We start from the raw sequence: 19,008 nt of genomic DNA, 5'->3' as shown, positions 1-19,008 counted from the left end.
GAATACTATGAGTCTGAATTTCCTTGATTTCGAACAGCCGATTGCTGAGCTGGAAGCGAAAATCGATTCTCTGACAGCGGTAAGCCGTCAGGATGAAAAACTGGATATTAACATCGACGAAGAAGTGCATCGTCTGCGCGAGAAAAGCGTAGAGCTGACGCGCAAAATCTTTGCCGATCTCGGCGCATGGCAGGTGGCCCAGCTGGCTCGCCATCCACAGCGTCCGTACACCCTGGATTATGTCCGCCTGGCGTTTGACGAATTTGACGAACTGGCAGGCGATCGCGCATACGCTGACGATAAAGCTATCGTTGGCGGTATCGCGCGTCTGGACGGACGCCCGGTGATGATCATTGGTCATCAGAAAGGTCGTGAAACCAAAGAGAAAATCCGTCGTAACTTCGGTATGCCAGCACCAGAAGGCTACCGTAAAGCCCTGCGTCTGATGGAGATGGCTGAGCGTTTCAACATGCCAATCATCACCTTCATCGACACCCCGGGTGCATACCCTGGCGTGGGCGCGGAAGAGCGCGGTCAGTCTGAAGCCATCGCGCGCAACCTGCGCGAGATGTCTCGTCTGAAGGTGCCGGTCATCTGTACCGTTATCGGTGAGGGTGGTTCCGGCGGTGCGCTGGCGATTGGCGTGGGCGATAAAGTGAATATGCTGCAGTACAGCACCTATTCCGTTATCTCCCCGGAAGGCTGTGCGTCCATTCTGTGGAAAAGCGCCGACAAAGCGCCGCTGGCTGCAGAAGCAATGGGCATCATTGCGCCACGCCTGAAAGAGCTGAAGCTGATCGATTCCATCATTCCGGAACCGCTGGGTGGTGCGCATCGTAAGCCGGAAGTAATGGCGGCTTCTCTGAAAGCGCAGCTGCTGGCTGACCTGGCGGATCTGGACGTGCTGAGCAAAGACGATCTGCTCAACCGCCGCTACCAGCGTCTGATGACCTACGGTTACGCGTAAGCTTCACAATTATCTGAAAAGCCGCACAATGTTGCGGCTTTTTTTATACCTGCGGTTTAGCCGGACTATGCTTAGCTAATGTTTTTTAAGGAGGAAGCCCATGAATATCATTGCCATTATGGGGCCACACGGCGTCTTTTATAAAGATGAGCCGATTAAGGAGCTGGAGCAATCCCTGCAGTCGCGCGGGTATCAGCTAATCTGGCCGCACAACAGCGCCGATCTGCTGAAGTTCATCGAGCATAACCCGCGTATCTGCGGCGTGATCTTCGACTGGGACGAATACGATCTCGAACTGTGCAGCGACATCAACAAGCTGAACGAATACCTCCCGCTGTACGCGTTTATCAATACCCACTCAACCATGGACGTCAGCGCCAATGATATGCGTATGGCGCTGTGGTTCTTTGAATATTCCCTCGGCGTTGCGGAAGATATTGCGACCCGCATTCAGCAATACACGAATGAATATCTCGATAACATTACTCCCCCCTTTACCCGCGCGCTCTTCACCTACGTGAAGGAGGGCAAATATACCTTCTGTACGCCTGGTCATATGGCGGGAACGGCCTATCAAAAAAGCCCGGTGGGCTGCCTGTTCTATGATTTCTTCGGTGGCAACACGCTAAAAGCGGACGTGTCGATTTCAGTCACCGAACTAGGCTCCCTGCTGGATCACACCGGCCCGCATCTTGAAGCCGAAGAGTATATCGCCCGCACCTTTGGCGCCGAGCAGAGCTATATGGTGACCAACGGCACCTCGACCTCGAACAAAATCGTCGGGATGTACGCTGCGCCTGCTGGCAGCACCTTGCTGATTGACCGTAACTGCCATAAATCGCTGGCACACCTGCTGATGATGAGCGACGTCGTACCGCTCTGGCTGTCGCCCACGCGTAACGCGCTCGGTATTCTTGGGGGTATTCCGCGCCGGGAGTTCACCCATGACGCCATTGAACGTAAGGTTGCGGCAATTCCTGGCGCAAGCTGGCCTGTCCATGCGGTGATCACTAACTCTACCTACGACGGTCTGCTGTACAACACGAACTGGATCAAACAGACGCTGGATGTGCCGTCGATCCACTTCGATTCCGCATGGGTGCCGTACACTAATTTCCATCCGATTTACGCCGGCAAAAGCGGCATGAGCGGTGAACGCGTGCCGGGGAAAGTGTTCTTCGAAACGCAGTCGACGCATAAAATGCTGGCGGCGTTTTCCCAGGCTTCGCTTATTCACATCAAAGGCGAGTACGACGAAGACACGTTCAACGAAGCCTTTATGATGCACACCACCACCTCGCCGAGCTACCCGCTGGTGGCCTCTATTGAAACGGCCGCGGCGATGCTGCGCGGCAATCCCGGTAAGCGTCTCATCAATCGTTCGGTGGAACGCGCGCTGCATTTCCGCAAAGAGGTTCAGCGGCTTAAAGATGAAGCCGACGGCTGGTTCTTTGATATCTGGCAGCCGGAAGAGATTGATGAAGCCGAATGCTGGCCCGTCTCGCCCGGCGAAGACTGGCATGGCTTCCGGGATGCCGATAGCGACCATATGTTCCTCGACCCGGTAAAAGTGACGATCCTGACGCCGGGCATGGATGAGCAGGGCAAGATGAGCGATGAAGGTATTCCGGCCGCGCTGGTCGCGAAATTCCTTGATGAACGTGGCGTGGTGGTGGAGAAAACCGGCCCCTATAACCTGCTGTTCCTTTTCAGCATCGGGATCGACAAAACCCGCGCGATGGGGTTGTTGCGCGGCCTGATGGAGTTTAAGCGCGCCTACGATCTCAACCTGCGGGTGAAGAACATGCTGCCGGATCTCTACGCGGAGGATCCTGACTTCTATCGAAATATGCGCATTCAGGATCTGGCCCAGGGGATCCACAGGCTGATCCGTCAGCACGATCTGCCGCGTCTGATGCTTCAGGCGTTCGATGTCTTACCGGAGATGAAGTTTACCCCGCACAAGGCATGGCAGCGCCAGGTGAAAGGGGAGGTCGAAACCGTCGAGCTGGAAAACCTGGTCGGCCGCGTATCGGCTAACATGATCCTGCCTTACCCGCCGGGCGTTCCGCTCCTGATGCCGGGAGAGATGATTACCGAAGAGAGTCGGGCGGTGCTTGATTTCCTGCTGATGCTCTGTTCGGTAGGGCGGCACTATCCCGGTTTTGAGACGGATATCCACGGTGCGAAGCGCGACGAGAGCGGCGTTTACTGGGTGCGAGTCCTAAAATAAGGGTGACCGCTTGCCAGGCGCGGGTTTTCGGTTGTAACGTTCAGGCATCATAAAAAGGAGAAGCTATGCTGGGTTTAAAAGCTGTTCATCATATTGCGATCATTGCGACCGATTACGCGAAAAGTAAGGCCTTCTACTGCGACATCCTGGGCTTTACGCTCATGAGCGAGGCCTACCGCGAGGAGCGCGATTCATGGAAGGGCGATCTGGCGTTAAACGGGCAATATGTGATTGAGCTGTTCTCTTTTCCTTTTCCGCCTGCGCGTCCCTCCCGCCCGGAAGCCTGCGGCCTGCGTCATCTTGCCTTCAGCGTCGATGACCTGGATAGCGCAGTTAAGCATCTGGAAGCGCACGGCGTGACGTGCGAAGCGATACGCGTCGATCCGTTCACCGACAAGCGCTTTACTTTTTTCAACGATCCGGATGGCCTGCCGCTGGAGCTTTATCAGCAGTAATGGTTGTCCTGTGTGATAATGCCCGCTCAGTTCGGGCATTTTTTATGTGTAATCTCCTATGACCTCACCCGCTATCGCACAAGCCGTTTCACCGTACCGCCAGCTGCTGGTGGGGTTTAGCGGTGGCCTGGATTCTACCGTGTTGCTGCATCGCCTTAAGCTTTGGCGCGATCGGGAACCTGACGTCCAGCTTCGGGCTATGCATATTCACCACGGATTAAGTCCTCACGCAGAGGCGTGGGTGGTGCACTGTGAAGCCTTGTGTGCGGCCTGGGCGATCCCGCTCATCGTTGAGCGCGTCACGCTTGCGGAGGAGGGGCTGGGCATCGAAGCGCAGGCGCGGAAAGCCCGCTATGCCGCATTTGCCGGGGCATTACGTCCTGGAGAAGCGCTGGTCACGGCCCAGCATCTGGACGATCAGTGTGAAACCTTTCTGCTGGCCCTTAAGCGGGGCAGCGGCCCGGCGGGACTTTCTGCCATGCCGACGCGTTCTGAATTTGCCGGCACAACGCTACTGCGTCCGCTGCTTGGCGAGACGCGTGCCTCGCTGGAAGCCTGGGCGCGAGAACAACAGCTGAACTGGATCGAAGATGAGAGTAACCAGGATGACGGCTATGACCGTAACTTCCTGCGTCTGCGCGTCCTCCCGCTTTTAGGCGAGCGCTGGCCGCATTTCGCCGACGCGACGGCAAGAAGCGCCATGCTGTGCGCCGAACAGGAATCGTTGCTGGATGAACTGTTGAGCGACGAGCTGGCTGCACTCATTTCTGCCGACGGGGCGTTGGCGATCGCACCGATGAAAGCGATGAGCCCGGTACGTCGCGCCGCGCTGTTACGGCGCTGGCTGGCCTTTCATCGCGCCGCGATGCCGTCGAGGACAATGCTGAGCCGTATCTGGGACGAAGTCGCACTGGCGCGGGATGATGCTTCTCCGTGCGTCCACCTGAACGGTTTTGAGGTTAGACGTTATAAAGGGGAGCTCTGGTGGATAAAATCCATGCCCTCGCTGACCGATGTGGTGCTCGACTGGCTTTCTCCTGACGCGCCCCTGATATTGCCCTGTGAGGCAGGACGCGTTTCTCTTCTGTCGTCTGGTCATGTGCGGCTGCCGAAGCCCGGTGAACCGGTCACCGTGCGCTTTAAGGCTGGCGGCCTGCTGCATATCGTCGGGCGCAACGGGGGACGAAAGCTGAAGAAAATATGGCAGGAGTGCAACGTGCCGCCGTGGCTGCGCGACACCACGCCGCTACTGTTCTACGGTGAAACGCTGATCGCTGCGGCAGGGGTGTTCATTACGGAAGAGGGGTGGTCAGAAGAGGGTGTCCGTTTTGAGTGGCAGAAAGCGTAACGGGCAGCCAGGCTGCCCGTTAGTGTCATCAGGATTCGCTCACCACGACGGTGCCGATTTGCGGGTGGCTGAAGCTGGCTATTTTGTCCAGACGCAGCTCACGCGTCGCCCCGGCGTCTTCCACTATCAGGTATTCCACATTCTTTCGTGAAACCAGATCGCTGGCTTTCGCCTTCAACACTTCGCCATCTTTTAGCTCCAGCGTCAGTAATAAATGATGCTGGCAGGCGAGTTCGAGGTTGTCATAGTCATCACAATTGATGGGTTGATAAGTATCATTCATCGACATAATCGCTCACCAGTAAATTCGCCGCAGCATACGCTGCTTTTTCCCTGACCGACTCTGAAAGGCTCTCATCAGAGGCCACTTCATTAAGCACCTTCAATACACAGCCCAACGCGTCCGGGACATACCCCAGATCTCCGCTGGCGATTTCCGCATACCGTTTGCGAATTAACTCACAATAATTATTCACATCCCCTCCCGCCAGCGCACTGACTTACTGTGAGATATCATTAAGCCTACGAAGATAAACTCGGTTTAGCAAGGTGACTATACCATACTCATTTAAGCAATATCAGGGCCTTGATAGCGGTGTATTTAACACCCTGTAACAGCCTTTTGCCGCGGTTTTCGCTACAATGTGCGCCTGATTCGAATGGAGTTCTCTCATGGCGCTGAAAGCGACAATTTATAAAGCTGTGGTCAATGTGGCCGATCTGGATCGCAACCAGTTCCTCGACGCGTCGCTTACGCTGGCACGCCACCCCTCCGAAACCCAGGAGCGCATGATGCTGCGCCTGCTGGCGTGGATTAAGTATGCCGACGAGCGTCTGCAGTTTTCCCGTGGGTTAAGCGCAGAAGACGAGCCTGAAGCCTGGCTGCGCAACGATCATCTGGGTATCGATTTGTGGATCGAACTCGGCCTACCTGACGAGCGCAGAATTAAGAAGGCCTGCACCCAGTCCGCTGAAGTGGCCTTATTCGCATATAATCAGCGCGCTGCGGAGATCTGGTGGCAGCAAAACAAGAGCAAGTGCGGACAGTTTAAAAATCTCACGGTCTGGTATCTGGATGATGAGCAGCTGGCGCAGTTGAGCGAATTTGCCAGCCGGACCATGGTTTTGCAGGCGACGATTCAGGATGGCGCCATCTGGCTCTCTGATTCTCAGAATAATCTGGAAATTCATTTAACGGCGTGGCAACCCGCGTCATGATCGTCTTGTCCCGAAACGTCAGCATCCCTGACAGCGAGCTCGAGATCACCGCCATCCGTGCGCAGGGAGCAGGCGGGCAGCACGTCAACAAGGCGTCGACGGCTATCCATTTGCGTTTTGACATTCGGGCCTCAAGCCTGCCAGAGTATTATAAAGAAAGCCTGCTTGCCGCCAGCCATCACCTGATCACCAGCGATGGCGTGATTGTGATCAAAGCCCAGGAGTACCGCAGCCAGGAGCTCAACCGGGAAGCGGCGATAGCCAGGCTGGTGGCGGTCATCAAAGAGCTAACGGCAGTACAAAAAAGCCGCCGGGCAACGCGGCCGACCCGCGCATCGAAAGAGCGTCGGTTGTCCTCGAAGGCCCAAAAATCCACAGTGAAAGCACTACGCGGTAAAGTTCGTCGCCCGACAGAGTGACGAAAGGGAACACACTTTTCATAAGGAATTCATTGTGAAAAAAGCATTATGGTCAGCGCTGGCAGTGAGTACGCTGTTTGCGCTTTTTGGGTGTAACAACCGCTCCGAAACGCAGGTTTTACAACCCACGCAAACGGAAGAATTAAAACCGATGCAGCAAAGCTGGCGCGGCGTATTGCCTTGCGCGGACTGCGAAGGCATTGAAACGTCGCTGTTCCTGCAAAAAGATGGCACCTGGGTGATGAATCAGCGCTATCAGGGCGCTAAAGAGCCTTCTTCTTTTGCCACTTATGGAACCTGGGCACGTACGGCGGAGAAGCTGGTCCTGACGGATACCTCCGGTGAGAAAACCTTTTTCCGCGCCAAAGGTGAGGGAATGGAGATGCTTGACCGCGAAGGCAACCCGATTGAATCCCAGTTCAACTACACGCTGGCGCCGGTAAAAGCGGCTCTGCCTGCCACGCCGATGGCAATGCGGGGGATGTACTTCTATATGGCGGATGCGGCGATCTTTACCGACTGCGCAACCGGCAGGAAGGTCAGCGTGGCAAACAATGCGCAGCTTGAACGTGATTACGCTGTGGCACGCGGCAATGACAGTAAGCCGGTACTGCTGACGGTTGACGGTCACTTTACGCTGGAGCCAAACCCGGATAGCGGAGAGATGGTGAAAACGCTGGTGGCAGATAAATACGCGAAGTTTGTTGCGGGTAAAGACTGTAACAGTAAATAAGCTGATGCTGAGCCATTAAAAAACCCCGCCTGAGCGGGGTTTTTTGTTTAGCCTTTGATGGCTTTCACCAGGTAATCAAGAATGTCGCCGGTCTTGATCATCTGTTTCTCGCCGCTGCGACGGTATTTGTATTCAATCTCATCGCTGTCGAGGTTACGGTCGCCGATGACGACGGTGTGCGGGATACCGATCAGTTCCATATCGGCGAACATTACGCCTGGACGCTCTTTACGGTCATCCATCAGCACTTCGATACCCTGAGCGCGCAGCTCGGCATACAGCTTCTCGGCCAGCTCCTGCACGCGGTAAGACTTGTGCATGTTCATTGGCAGAATGGCCACCTGGAACGGCGCAATATTGTCCGGCCAGACGATGCCGCGTTCGTCGTAGTTCTGCTCAATCGCCGCAGCCACCACGCGCGTCACCCCGATACCGTAGCAACCCATGGTCAGGATCTGGTTACGGCCATCTTCACCCTGAACAGCCGCGTTCAGCGCGCGAGAGTATTTATCACCCAGCTGGAAGATATGACCCACTTCGATGCCGCGCTTAATCATCAGGGTACCCTGGCCGTCCGGGCTTGGATCGCCTGCAACCACGTTACGGATGTCAGCCACTTCCGGCGTCGCCACGTCGCGATCCCAGTTGATGCCGAAGTAATGTTTACCGTCGATGTTCGCACCTGCGGAGAAGTCGCTCATTGCCGCAACCGTGCGGTCAATAACAACCGGCACCGGCAGATTGACTGGACCCAGTGAACCTGGACCCGCATTCACCACGGCGCGGATTTCCGCTTCCGTTGCGAAGGTCAGCGGGCTGGCTACCTGCGGCAGCTTCTCGGCTTTCACTTCGTTCAGCTCGTGATCGCCACGCACCAGCAGGGCAACCAGCGGGTAAGCGCTGCCTTCGGTGGATTTCACCAGCAGCGTTTTCACGGTTTTTTCGACAGGCAGATTGAACTGCTCAACCAGCTCGGCAATGGTTTTAGCGTTTGGCGTATCAACCAGCGTCATCTCTTGCGTTGCCGCCCCGCGTGGTTCTTTTGGCGCCAGCGCTTCTGCAAATTCGATATTCGCCGCGTAGTCTGAAGAGTCAGAGAAGATCACATCGTCTTCACCGCTCTGCGCCAGGACCTGGAACTCATGGGATGCGCTACCGCCGATGGAGCCGGTATCAGCCTGCACAGCACGGAAATCCAGACCCATGCGGGAGAAGATTTTGCTGTACGCCGCGTACATTGCGTCGTAGGTCTCTTGGAGTGATTCCTGAGAGGTATGGAAAGAGTAAGCATCTTTCATCAGGAATTCGCGAGAGCGCATTACGCCGAAACGTGGGCGAACTTCGTCACGGAACTTGGTCTGGATCTGGAAGAAGTTCAGCGGCAGCTGTTTGTAAGAGCTCAGCTCATTACGAATCAGGTCGGTAATGACTTCTTCATGCGTTGGGCCGAGAACGAAAGGACGCTCGCCGCGATCGACAAAGCGCAGCAGTTCAGGACCATATTGTTCCCAACGGCCGCTCTCCTGCCACAGGTCAGCGGGCTGAACCACAGGCATGGACACCTCGATAGCACCGGCGTTGTTCATCTCTTCACGCACGATGTTTTCGACTTTTTTCAGGACGCGCACGCCGGTCGGCAGCCAGGTGTATAACCCGGAGGCCAGCTTGCGGATCATCCCGGCGCGCAGCATCAGCTGATGGCTGATCACTTCGGCGTCGGCAGGCGTCTCCTTCAGAGTGGAGAGCAGATATTGGCTAGTACGCATGTTGTTACGGTTCCATTTCGACGATTGGAACAGGCTGAAACACCAGCCTGACACAAAAAAAGTGGTTTAGTTTACCAGTGTGGCAAAGATGCCAAAAGAGAGGAGAACAAAATTACCTGGGTTCAAGGGCAAACACTTCAAAACCTGCCCCGGTGACGCGCCAGCGAACGTTGAAATCGAGCAGCCAGACGGCGTACGTTTTTCCTTCTTCCTCTTCTTTACGGTAGGCCGGACGCGGGTCCTGTGCCAGAACTTCAGTGATGAAATCCCGTAAGCGAGGATAGCGTTTCTCCAGCTGGCCGATCTGCGCGGTTATCTCTGGCGTAAAATAAACAGGCATGTCCGCCTGCGGTGCGTCCTGAGCATAACTTGCACGCGCGTCCGGGAGCGCTTCGGCGAAGGGCAAATAGGGTTTGATGTCGATTACCGGCGTGCCGTCTACCAGGTCCAGGCTACCTAACTCCAGTATCACCCGATCTTTCTGGCAGCGTATGCCTTTCAGTTCAACCAGCGACATGCCAACCGGGTTTGGGCGGAAGGTCGAGCGGGTCGCAAACACGCCCATTCTCGCATTTCCGCCAAGACGAGGAGGGCGCACGGTAGGACGCCAGCCGCCTTCCATCGTCTGGTGAAACACGAACACCACCCATAAATGGCTGAAAGCCTCGAGCCCGCGTACCGCATCGGCCTGATTGTAAGGCGCAATCAGGTGAAGCTCACCGCTTCCGCTGGTCACAAGACCGGGCTGGCGGGGGACGGCGAACTTCTCTTTATAAGGAGAGTGGATAACGCCTATCTGCTCGAACTGAAATGCACTCATTTCGCCGTGATGTTCAGCGCTGAACCGATGCAAACCGCCTGACGGTAGCAGCCCGGCGTGCCGCTGGTGACTTCGCAGCTGTGCAGCAGAACCGCGTTGGCTTTCATTTTTGCGGCATTAATCTGCATACGTTTACGCGCTGTCGGAATATTCGGTGGTGAGTCCTGATTGGTTGCCTGACAGGATTCGCCGCTCACTTCGCCCAGTTCACGGAACGGTTTACCGACGAGTTCGTCTGCTTTCGTGATAATGCGAACCGGCGCAGGGCGAACCACTTTCGGTTTTGCAGGCTCGGTTTTTGGCGGGGTTGCCGTGCTTTGAACAGGTTCAACGGGAGATCTGCTTAGCATAGAACAGCCGCTCAGCATGAGTGCTAAAAGACAGATCGGTAAAGCACGCATAATAGTTCCTCAATGGATAATCAAAACGTCAGATATTGAATCAGTTGACTGCACAAATGACAAGACGGGCATAAGCCCGTCCTGATGATATTACACTGAGGTGAGATTACCAGCCTTTAACAGCGCCGCCGTTAAACACTTTGTTGGCTTCCTGGTAAACTTCATCAGACTGATAAGCCTGAACGAATTTCTTCACGTTTTCCGCGTCCTTGTTGTCTTCGCGAGTCACGATCAGGTTAACGTACGGGGAGTCTTTATCTTCAACGAAGATACCGTCTTTAGCCGGCGTCAGGCCAATCTGGCTGGCATAAGTGGTGTTGATCACGGCCAGGGCAATCTGCGCATCGTCCAGAGAACGTGGCAGCTGCGGTGCTTCCAGTTCAACAATTTTCAGATTTTTCGGGTTCTCGGTGACATCCAGAACGGTTGGCAGCAGGCCAACACCGTCTTTCAGTTTGATCAGGCCCACTTTCTGCAGCAGCAGCAGGGAACGGCCAAGGTTGGTTGGGTCGTTAGGCACGGCAACCTGAGAGCCCGGCTGCAGCTCGTCCAGCGATTTAATTTTCTTAGAGTAACCGGCAATTGGATAAACGAAGGTGTTACCAACACCCACCAGTTTATAGCCACGATCTTTGATCTGCTGATCCAGGTATGGCTTATGCTGGAAGGCGTTAGCGTCGATATCGCCTTTGCTCAGCGCTTCGTTCGGCAGAACGTAATCGTTGAAGGTCACCAGCTCAACGTCCAGGCCATACTTCTCTTTCGCCACTTTCTGAGCAACTTCAGCAACCTGTTGTTCTGCACCCACGATAACGCCCACTTTAATGTGGTTTGGATCTTTTTCGTCCTGACCGCAACCCACCAGTGCCAGAGAGCCGATCAGCGCGCCTACTGCTGCAAAGGTCTTTAATTTAAACGCCATGTTTTATCCTTAACTCGTAGAGTTTGTGTTGTGTGTAACGTTATTTGTGAGTAACGGTCCGGACGATGCGATCGCCAGAGAACTGGATTAAATAAACCAGAACAACCAGCAATACCAGAACGGTATTCATCACGGTAGCGTTATATCCAATATAGCCGTACTGGTAACCAATCTGGCCTAAACCGCCAGCGCCAACTGCGCCACCCATTGCGGAATAACCGACCAGCGTGATGAGCGTGATGGTTGCCGCGTTCACCAGGCCCGGCAGTGCTTCCGGGAGCAGGACTTTGCGGACGATCTGCATCGGCGTTGCGCCCATCGCGCGTGAGGCTTCGATCAAACCGGTTGGGATCTCCAGCAGGGCGTTTTCCACCATACGGGCGATAAACGGCGCAGCCCCCACGGTTAGCGGAACAATGGCCGCCTGCAGACCGATAGACGTTCCGACGATCACGCGGGTAAACGGAATCATCCACACCAGCAGAATAATGAAGGGAATAGAACGGAAGATGTTCACCAGCGCAGAGAGCGTACGGTACAGTTTCGCGTTCTCAATGATTTGACCCGGACGCGTCACATACAGCAGTACGCCGACCGGCAGGCCAATCACAAAACCAAAGAAGCCAGAGACAAAGGTCATTGCCAGCGTTTCCCAAACGCCGCGAACCAGCAGCCACATCATCGGCTCAGACATAACCCAGTACCTCTACTTTTACGTGGTGTTCTTGCAGCCAGGCAATCGCGGCCTGGGTTTCTTCTTGTGTGCCGTGCATTTCTGTCAGCATGATGCCGAACTTCACGCCACCGGCGTAATCCATCTGCGCGCTGATGATGTTGTTGTTTACGTTAAAGCGACGCGCGGTTTCGGAAAGCAGGGGAGCGTCAACGGACTGACCGGTGAACTCCATGCGCAGCATCGGGACGCTGTCTGCTGCGGGTTCGGTTTTCAAACGCTCCAGATAATCTTCCGGAATATCCAGATGCAGCGTGGACTGGATGAACTGCTGTGCCAGCGGCGTCTTCGGATGCGAGAAGACTTCACTTACCGTGTCCTGCTCGATCAGTTCACCGTTGCTGATGACCGCCACGCAGTCGCAGATGCGTTTCACCACGTCCATCTCATGTGTAATAAGGAGGATCGTCAGGCCCAGGCGACGGTTAATGTCTTTCAGCAGTTCCAGAATCGAACGCGTGGTTGCCGGATCCAGTGCGCTGGTGGCTTCATCGCACAGCAGTACCTTAGGATTACTTGCCAGCGCGCGGGCAATGGCCACACGCTGCTTTTGCCCACCGGACAGATTTGCCGGGTAGCTATCATGCTTGTCGCCCAGACCTACGAGGTCGAGCAGCTCGGTGACGCGACGCTTCACTTCTTCTTTTGGCGTGTTATCAAGCTCAAGCGGCAGGGCAACGTTGCCGAACACGGTGCGGGAAGCCAGCAGGTTAAAGTGCTGGAAGATCATGCCAATCTGACGACGCGCTTTGGTGAGTTCTTTCTCTGAGAGGGCGGTAAGTTCCTGGCCGCCAACTTCTACGCTGCCCTGGGTTGGGCGCTCAAGCAGGTTAACACAACGAATCAGCGTGCTTTTACCTGCACCCGATGCGCCAATGACGCCATAAATTTGACCAGCAGGAACATGCAGGCTGACGTTGTTCAGCGCCTGAATGGTTCGGTTCCCCTGCTGGAACACTTTGGTGATATTGGAAAGTTTAATCATTAGATTATTTTTATCGTATGTAAGTTAGCCGTGGCATTTTCTTCTGCCAGATACGGGTGATGACCGTAAACAAAACGGATGTTAAGGCATCCAGACGTCTAAATCAATCCAACTCTGTACGATGAGCACTTTATTGCGCTGCGATTCATGAGATACTAGTCGAACATGCCTTTTTCAGGAGCAAACCGGTGGCAAAATCAGTACCCGCAATTTTTCTCGATCGTGATGGCACTATTAATGTGGATCACGGTTATGTTCATGAGATTGATGAGTTCGAGTTTATCGAGGGCGTAATAGATGCCATGCGCCAGCTGAAAGAGATGGGTTATGCGCTGGTGGTTGTGACGAACCAGTCCGGTATTGCACGCGGTAAATTCACCGAGGCGCAGTTCGAGACGCTGACGGAATGGATGGACTGGTCGCTGGCCGACCGCGGTGTGGATCTCGACGGCATCTACTATTGTCCGCACCACCCGCAGGGAACCGTTGATGCGTATCGCCAGACCTGTGACTGCCGTAAGCCGCATCCGGGGATGTTCATCTCTGCACAGGAGTTCCTGCACATTGATATGTCTGCTTCTTATATGGTGGGCGATAAACTGGAAGATATGCAGGCGGCAGCGGCAGCGGGTGTAGGAACCAAAATATTAGTTCGCACCGGTAAGCCAGTGACGCCAGAAGCAGAAAATGCAGCGGATTGGGTGATTAATAGTCTGGCCGACCTGCCAAAAGAGATTAAAAAGCACCAAAAATAGCCTTTTTGGTGAAAAGGTGAGCGGTTGAAATAAAAATGCATTTTTCCGCTTGTCATTCCTCGGCGGCCCCCTATAATGCGCCTCCATCGACACGGCGGATGTGAATCACTTCACAGACAACGCGGTCGGTTGAAGAGAAAAATTCTGAAATAACGGGTTGACTCTGAAAGAGGAAAGCGTAATATACGCCACCTCGCAACGGTGAGCGAAAGCCGCGTTGCACTGCTCTTTAACAATTTATCAGACAATCTGTGTGGGCACTCAAAGTGACATGGATTCTTAATGTCTTCGGACAATAAATGAATACCAAGTCTCTGAGTGAACATACGTAATTCATTACGAAGTTTAATTCACGAGCATCAAACTTAAATTGAAGAGTTTGATCATGGCTCAGATTGAACGCTGGCGGCAGGCCTAACACATGCAAGTCGAGCGGTAGCACAGGGAGCTTGCTCCTGGGTGACGAGCGGCGGACGGGTGAGTAATGTCTGGGAAACTGCCTGATGGAGGGGGATAACTACTGGAAACGGTAGCTAATACCGCATAACGTCGCAAGACCAAAGAGGGGGACCTTCGGGCCTCTTGCCATCAGATGTGCCCAGATGGGATTAGCTAGTAGGTGGGGTAACGGCTCACCTAGGCGACGATCCCTAGCTGGTCTGAGAGGATGACCAGCCACACTGGAACTGAGACACGGTCCAGACTCCTACGGGAGGCAGCAGTGGGGAATATTGCACAATGGGCGCAAGCCTGATGCAGCCATGCCGCGTGTATGAAGAAGGCCTTCGGGTTGTAAAGTACTTTCAGCGGGGAGGAAGGCGATAAGGTTAATAACCTTGTCGATTGACGTTACCCGCAGAAGAAGCACCGGCTAACTCCGTGCCAGCAGCCGCGGTAATACGGAGGGTGCAAGCGTTAATCGGAATTACTGGGCGTAAAGCGCACGCAGGCGGTCTGTCAAGTCGGATGTGAAATCCCCGGGCTCAACCTGGGAACTGCATTCGAAACTGGCAGGCTAGAGTCTTGTAGAGGGGGGTAGAATTCCAGGTGTAGCGGTGAAATGCGTAGAGATCTGGAGGAATACCGGTGGCGAAGGCGGCCCCCTGGACAAAGACTGACGCTCAGGTGCGAAAGCGTGGGGAGCAAACAGGATTAGATACCCTGGTAGTCCACGCCGTAAACGATGTCGACTTGGAGGTTGTGCCCTTGAGGCGTGGCTTCCGGAGCTAACGCGTTAAGTCGACCGCCTGGGGAGTACGGCCGCAAGGTTAAAACTCAAATGAATTGACGGGGGCCCGCACAAGCGGTGGAGCATGTGGTTTAATTCGATGCAACGCGAAGAACCTTACCTACTCTTGACATCCAGAGAACTTTCCAGAGATGGATTGGTGCCTTCGGGAACTCTGAGACAGGTGCTGCATGGCTGTCGTCAGCTCGTGTTGTGAAATGTTGGGTTAAGTCCCGCAACGAGCGCAACCCTTATCCTTTGTTGCCAGCGGTCCGGCCGGGAACTCAAAGGAGACTGCCAGTGATAAACTGGAGGAAGGTGGGGATGACGTCAAGTCATCATGGCCCTTACGAGTAGGGCTACACACGTGCTACAATGGCGCATACAAAGAGAAGCGACCTCGCGAGAGCAAGCGGACCTCATAAAGTGCGTCGTAGTCCGGATTGGAGTCTGCAACTCGACTCCATGAAGTCGGAATCGCTAGTAATCGTAGATCAGAATGCTACGGTGAATACGTTCCCGGGCCTTGTACACACCGCCCGTCACACCATGGGAGTGGGTTGCAAAAGAAGTAGGTAGCTTAACCTTCGGGAGGGCGCTTACCACTTTGTGATTCATGACTGGGGTGAAGTCGTAACAAGGTAACCGTAGGGGAACCTGCGGTTGGATCACCTCCTTACCTTAAAGAACCTGCCTTTGTAGTGCTCACACAGATTGTCTGATGAAAAACAGCAGTAAAAAATCTCTGCAGGCTTGTAGCTCAGGTGGTTAGAGCGCACCCCTGATAAGGGTGAGGTCGGTGGTTCAAGTCCACTCAGGCCTACCAAACTCCTTTTAAAGGATGAGCGGTACAGAGATTGCAAACGATGGGGCTATAGCTCAGCTGGGAGAGCGCCTGCTTTGCACGCAGGAGGTCTGCGGTTCGATCCCGCATAGCTCCACCATCTTTTACTGCGAACACAAGAAAACTTCAGAGTGAACCTGAAAAGGTGCACTGCGAAGTTTTGCTCTTTAAAAATCTGGATCAAGCTGAAAATTGAAACGACACATCTTAATTGGTGTGTTCGAGTCTCTCAAATTTTCGCAATCAGAAGTGAAACATCTTCGGGTTGTGAGGTTAAGCGACTAAGCGTACACGGTGGATGCCCTGGCAGTCAGAGGCGATGAAGGACGTGCTAATCTGCGAAAAGCGCCGGCGAGGTGATATGAACCTTTGACCCGGCGATGTCCGAATGGGGAAACCCAGTGTGATTCGTCACACTATCGTTAACTGAATACATAGGTTAACGAGGCGAACCGGGGGAACTGAAACATCTAAGTACCCCGAGGAAAAGAAATCAACCGAGATTCCCCCAGTAGCGGCGAGCGAACGGGGAGCAGCCCAGAGTCTGAATCAGCTTGTGTGTTAGTGGAAGCGTCTGGAAAGTCGCACGGTACAGGGTGACAGTCCCGTACACGAAAGCACACAGGTTGTGAACTCGAAGAGTAGGGCGGGACACGTGGTATCCTGTCTGAATATGGGGGGACCATCCTCCAAGGCTAAATACTCCTGACTGACCGATAGTGAACCAGTACCGTGAGGGAAAGGCGAAAAGAACCCCGGCGAGGGGAGTGAAAAAGAACCTGAAACCGTGTACGTACAAGCAGTGGGAGCACCTTCGTGGTGTGACTGCGTACCTTTTGTATAATGGGTCAGCGACTTATATTCTGTAGCAAGGTTAACCGTATAGGGGAGCCGAAGGGAAACCGAGTCTTAACTGGGCGTTAAGTTGCAGGGTATAGACCCGAAACCCGGTGATCTAGCCATGGGCAGGTTGAAGGTTGGGTAACACTAACTGGAGGACCGAACCGACTAATGTTGAAAAATTAGCGGATGACTTGTGGCTGGGGGTGAAAGGCCAATCAAACCGGGAGATAGCTGGTTCTCCCCGAAAGCTATTTAGGTAGCGCCTCGTGAACTCATCTTCGGGGGTAGAGCACTGTTTCGGCTAGGGGGCCATCCCGGCTTACCAACCCGATGCAAACTACGAATACCGAAGAATGTTATCACGGGAGACACACGGCGGGTGCTAACGTCCGTCGTGAAGAGGGAAACAACCCAGACCGCCAGCTAAGGTCCCAAAGTCATGGTTAAGTGGGAAACGATGTGGGAAGGCACAGACAGCCAGGATGTTGGCTTAGAAGCAGCCATCATTTAAAGAAAGCGTAATAGCTCACTGGTCGAGTCGGCCTGCGCGGAAGATGTAACGGGGCTAAACCATGCACCGAAGCTGCGGCAGCGACGCTTAGGCGTTGTTGGGTAGGGGAGCGTTCTGTAAGCCGTTGAAGGTGTCCTGTGAGGGGTGCTGGAGGTATCAGAAGTGCGAATGCTGACATAAGTAACGATAAAGCGGGTGAAAAGCCCGCTCGCCGGAAGACCAAGGGTTCCTGTCCAACGTTAATCGGGGCAGGGTGAGTCGACCCCTAAGGCGAGGCCGAAAGGCGTAGTCGATGGGAAACAGGTTAATATTCCTGTACTTGGTGTTACTGCGAAGGGGGGACGGAGAAGGCTATGTTAGCCGGGCGACGGTTGTCCCGGTTTAAGCATGTAGGCGGAGGTTCCAGGTAAATCCGGTACCTTTTAACGCTGAGGTGTGATGACGAGGCACTACGGTGCTGAAGTAACAAATGCCCTGCTTCCAGGAAAAGCCTCTAAGCATCAGGTAACACGAAATCGTACCCCAAACCGACACAGGTGGTCAGGTAGAGAATACCAAGGCGCTTGAGAGAACTCGGGTGAAGGAACTAGGCAAAATGGTGCCGTAACTTCGGGAGAAGGCACGCTGATATGTAGGTGAAGCCCCTGCGGGTGGAGCTGAAATCAGTCGAAGATACCAGCTGGCTGCAACTGTTTATTAAAAACACAGCACTGTGCAAACACGAAAGTGGACGTATACGGTGTGACGCCTGCCCGGTGCCGGAAGGTTAATTGATGGGGTTAGCGGCAACGCGAAGCTCTTGATCGAAGCCCCGGTAAACGGCGGCCGTAACTATAACGGTCCTAAGGTAGCGAAATTCCTTGTCGGGTAAGTTCCGACCTGCACGAATGGCGTAATGATGGCCAGGCTGTCTCCACCCGAGACTCAGTGAAATTGAACTCGCTGTGAAGATGCAGTGTACCCGCGGCAAGACGGAAAGACCCCGTGAACCTTTACTATAGCTTGACACTGAACACTGGTCCTTGATGTGTAGGATAGGTGGGAGGCTTTGAAGCGTGGACGCCAGTCTGCGTGGAGCCGACCTTGAAATACCACCCTTTAATGGCTGGTGTTCTAACGTAGACCCGTAATCCGGGTTGCGGACAGTGTCTGGTGGGTAGTTTGACTGGGGCGGTCTCCTCCCAAAGAGTAACGGAGGAGCACGAAGGTTAGCTAATCCTGGTCGGACATCAGGAGGTTAGTGCAATGGCATAAGCTAGCTTGACTGCGAGAGTGACGGCTCGAGCAGGTGCGAAAGCAGGTCATAGTGATCCGGTGGTTCTGAATGGAAGGGCCATCGCTCAACGGATAAAAGGTACTCCGGGGATAACAGGCTGATACCGCCCAAGAGTTCATATCGACGGCGGTGTTTGGCACCTCGATGTCGGCTCATCACATCCTGGGGCTGAAGTAGGTCCCAAGGGTATGGCTGTTCGCCATTTAAAGTGGTACGCGAGCTGGGTTTAGAACGTCGTGAGACAGTTCGGTCCCTATCTGCCGTGGGCGCTGGAGAATTGAGGGGGGCTGCTCCTAGTACGAGAGGACCGGAGTGGACGCATCACTGGTGTTCGGGTTGTCATGCCAATGGCACTGCCCGGTAGCTAAATGCGGAAAAGATAAGTGCTGAAAGCATCTAAGCACGAAACTTGCCCCGAGATGAGTTCTCCCTGACCCTTTAAGGGTCCTGAAGGAACGTTGAAGACTACGACGTTGATAGGTCGGGTGTGTAAGCGCAGCGATGCGTTGAGCTAACCGATACTAATGAACCGTGAGGCTTAACCTTACAAC

Annotated in this window: 16 protein-coding genes, 2 tRNA genes and 2 rRNA genes; 12 read left to right on the top strand and 8 right to left on the bottom strand. The window is 54.3% G+C overall.

The annotated features are described in order from the left end of the window. The first annotated feature begins 7 nt into the window (after positions 1–7). From accA to tilS, 4 genes are all read left to right on the top strand, one after another. Entirely contained in the window at positions 8–967 is a 960-nt protein-coding gene (gene accA, locus M2422_RS10520) for an acetyl-CoA carboxylase carboxyl transferase subunit alpha (protein ID WP_023310466.1), read from the top strand. A gap of 100 nt (positions 968–1,067) precedes the next feature. Next, on the top strand, positions 1,068–3,200 hold the full coding sequence (locus M2422_RS10515; RefSeq protein WP_064673256.1) for a lysine decarboxylase LdcC: 2,133 nt from the start codon (positions 1,068–1,070) through the stop codon (positions 3,198–3,200). 65 nt (positions 3,201–3,265) lie between these two features. Continuing rightward, a complete protein-coding gene (locus M2422_RS10510) occupies positions 3,266–3,655 on the top strand; it encodes a VOC family protein (RefSeq protein WP_023334583.1) in 390 nt (129 codons plus the stop codon). A gap of 58 nt (positions 3,656–3,713) precedes the next feature. Then, positions 3,714–5,003 (top strand): tRNA lysidine(34) synthetase TilS, encoded by a 1,290-nt coding sequence (tilS, locus tag M2422_RS10505; protein WP_064673257.1) that lies wholly within the window; start codon positions 3,714–3,716, stop codon positions 5,001–5,003. Between the two features lie 28 nt (positions 5,004–5,031). Here the strand turns inward: tilS and rof are convergent, their stop codons facing one another. Both rof and M2422_RS10495 read right to left on the bottom strand, forming a co-directional pair. After that, a complete protein-coding gene (gene rof / locus M2422_RS10500; RefSeq protein WP_008501890.1) occupies positions 5,032–5,292 on the bottom strand; it encodes a Rho-binding antiterminator in 261 nt (86 codons plus the stop codon). Further along, positions 5,279–5,479 carry a YaeP family protein gene (locus M2422_RS10495; protein ID WP_008501889.1) on the bottom strand — a complete coding sequence of 67 codons (201 nt, stop codon included), beginning with the start codon at positions 5,477–5,479 and terminating at the stop codon, positions 5,279–5,281. The genes rof and M2422_RS10495 overlap by 14 nt, the downstream gene beginning before the upstream one ends. A gap of 196 nt (positions 5,480–5,675) precedes the next feature. Between M2422_RS10495 and M2422_RS10490 the strand changes: the two genes are divergently transcribed. The 3 genes from M2422_RS10490 to nlpE are packed head-to-tail and all read left to right on the top strand — an operon-like array spanning position 5,676 to position 7,373. Continuing rightward, positions 5,676–6,221 (top strand): YaeQ family protein, encoded by a 546-nt coding sequence (locus M2422_RS10490; RefSeq protein ID WP_033144678.1) that lies wholly within the window; start codon positions 5,676–5,678, stop codon positions 6,219–6,221. Further along, positions 6,218–6,640, top strand: coding sequence for an alternative ribosome rescue aminoacyl-tRNA hydrolase ArfB (gene arfB / locus M2422_RS10485; protein ID WP_064673259.1), 423 nt, complete (start codon positions 6,218–6,220; stop codon positions 6,638–6,640). Before M2422_RS10490 ends, arfB begins: the two co-directional genes overlap by 4 nt. 34 nt (positions 6,641–6,674) lie before the next feature. Beyond that, the gene (gene nlpE, locus M2422_RS10480) at positions 6,675–7,373 is read left to right on the top strand and encodes an envelope stress response activation lipoprotein NlpE (protein ID WP_064673260.1); all 699 of its coding nucleotides are present in this window, start codon (positions 6,675–6,677) and stop codon (positions 7,371–7,373) included. Positions 7,374–7,420: 47 nt separating this feature from the next. Here the strand turns inward: nlpE and proS are convergent, their stop codons facing one another. The 6 genes from proS to metN all read right to left on the bottom strand — a co-directional run bounded on the left by proS (position 7,421) and on the right by metN (position 13,000). Continuing rightward, positions 7,421–9,139 (bottom strand): proline--tRNA ligase, encoded by a 1,719-nt coding sequence (gene proS, locus M2422_RS10475; RefSeq protein WP_033144681.1) that lies wholly within the window; start codon positions 9,137–9,139, stop codon positions 7,421–7,423. A 112-nt stretch (positions 9,140–9,251) separates the two neighbouring features. Further along, positions 9,252–9,959 (bottom strand): tRNA (N6-threonylcarbamoyladenosine(37)-N6)-methyltransferase TrmO, encoded by a 708-nt coding sequence (gene tsaA, locus M2422_RS10470; protein WP_064673261.1) that lies wholly within the window; start codon positions 9,957–9,959, stop codon positions 9,252–9,254. Beyond that, positions 9,956–10,360 carry an Rcs stress response system protein RcsF gene (gene rcsF, locus M2422_RS10465; RefSeq protein WP_008501883.1) on the bottom strand — a complete coding sequence of 135 codons (405 nt, stop codon included), beginning with the start codon at positions 10,358–10,360 and terminating at the stop codon, positions 9,956–9,958. Before rcsF ends, tsaA begins: the two co-directional genes overlap by 4 nt. A gap of 106 nt (positions 10,361–10,466) precedes the next feature. Further along, a complete protein-coding gene (gene metQ, locus M2422_RS10460) occupies positions 10,467–11,282 on the bottom strand; it encodes a methionine ABC transporter substrate-binding lipoprotein MetQ (protein ID WP_014168729.1) in 816 nt (271 codons plus the stop codon). A 40-nt stretch (positions 11,283–11,322) separates the two neighbouring features. After that, the gene (locus tag M2422_RS10455) at positions 11,323–11,976 is read right to left on the bottom strand and encodes a methionine ABC transporter permease MetI (protein ID WP_014168730.1); all 654 of its coding nucleotides are present in this window, start codon (positions 11,974–11,976) and stop codon (positions 11,323–11,325) included. Next, entirely contained in the window at positions 11,969–13,000 is a 1,032-nt protein-coding gene (gene metN / locus M2422_RS10450; RefSeq protein WP_023310475.1) for a methionine ABC transporter ATP-binding protein MetN, read from the bottom strand. The genes M2422_RS10455 and metN overlap by 8 nt, the downstream gene beginning before the upstream one ends. Positions 13,001–13,188: 188 nt before the next feature. Here metN and gmhB point away from each other — a divergent pair, with 188 nt between their 5' ends. The 5 genes from gmhB to M2422_RS10425 all read left to right on the top strand — a co-directional run bounded on the left by gmhB (position 13,189) and on the right by M2422_RS10425 (position 19,003). Then, the gene (gene gmhB / locus M2422_RS10445) at positions 13,189–13,755 is read left to right on the top strand and encodes a D-glycero-beta-D-manno-heptose 1,7-bisphosphate 7-phosphatase (protein ID WP_048974968.1); all 567 of its coding nucleotides are present in this window, start codon (positions 13,189–13,191) and stop codon (positions 13,753–13,755) included. Between the two features lie 367 nt (positions 13,756–14,122). Beyond that, positions 14,123–15,662, top strand: a 16S ribosomal RNA gene (locus M2422_RS10440). A gap of 70 nt (positions 15,663–15,732) precedes the next feature. Continuing rightward, positions 15,733–15,809 (top strand) — tRNA-Ile (locus M2422_RS10435). A 42-nt stretch (positions 15,810–15,851) separates the two neighbouring features. Then, positions 15,852–15,927: transfer RNA gene (locus tag M2422_RS10430), tRNA-Ala, on the top strand. 171 nt (positions 15,928–16,098) lie between these two features. Continuing rightward, positions 16,099–19,003: ribosomal RNA gene (locus tag M2422_RS10425) — 23S ribosomal RNA — on the top strand. Together the 16S and 23S rRNA genes with 2 tRNA genes alongside form the textbook arrangement of a ribosomal RNA operon. The last annotated feature ends 5 nt before the right edge of the window (positions 19,004–19,008 follow it).

It is taken from the genome of Enterobacter sp. SLBN-59, from assembly GCF_024807915.1.
Lineage (GTDB): Bacteria > Pseudomonadota > Gammaproteobacteria > Enterobacterales > Enterobacteriaceae > Enterobacter > Enterobacter asburiae_B.
This window is presented reverse-complemented; position numbering and strand designations above follow the sequence as displayed.

Bases quoted from the DNA above. Each gene is read 5' to 3' on its own strand.
- M2422_RS10490 (WP_033144678.1), top strand. From the start codon at position 5,676: ATGGCGCTGAAAGCGACAATTTATAAAGCTGTGGTCAATGTGGCCGAT.
- arfB (WP_064673259.1), top strand. From the start codon at position 6,218: ATGATCGTCTTGTCCCGAAACGTCAGCATCCCTGACAGCGAGCTCGAG.
- metQ (WP_014168729.1), bottom strand. From the start codon at position 11,282: ATGGCGTTTAAATTAAAGACCTTTGCAGCAGTAGGCGCGCTGATCGGC.
- rof (WP_008501890.1), bottom strand. From the start codon at position 5,292: ATGTCGATGAATGATACTTATCAACCCATCAATTGTGATGACTATGAC.
- accA (WP_023310466.1), top strand. From the start codon at position 8: ATGAGTCTGAATTTCCTTGATTTCGAACAGCCGATTGCTGAGCTGGAA.
- rcsF (WP_008501883.1), bottom strand. From the start codon at position 10,360: ATGCGTGCTTTACCGATCTGTCTTTTAGCACTCATGCTGAGCGGCTGT.
- metN (WP_023310475.1), bottom strand. From the start codon at position 13,000: ATGATTAAACTTTCCAATATCACCAAAGTGTTCCAGCAGGGGAACCGA.
- tilS (WP_064673257.1), top strand. From the start codon at position 3,714: ATGACCTCACCCGCTATCGCACAAGCCGTTTCACCGTACCGCCAGCTG.
- proS (WP_033144681.1), bottom strand. From the start codon at position 9,139: ATGCGTACTAGCCAATATCTGCTCTCCACTCTGAAGGAGACGCCTGCC.
- M2422_RS10515 (WP_064673256.1), top strand. From the start codon at position 1,068: ATGAATATCATTGCCATTATGGGGCCACACGGCGTCTTTTATAAAGAT.
- M2422_RS10510 (WP_023334583.1), top strand. From the start codon at position 3,266: ATGCTGGGTTTAAAAGCTGTTCATCATATTGCGATCATTGCGACCGAT.
- M2422_RS10455 (WP_014168730.1), bottom strand. From the start codon at position 11,976: ATGTCTGAGCCGATGATGTGGCTGCTGGTTCGCGGCGTTTGGGAAACG.
- tsaA (WP_064673261.1), bottom strand. From the start codon at position 9,959: ATGAGTGCATTTCAGTTCGAGCAGATAGGCGTTATCCACTCTCCTTAT.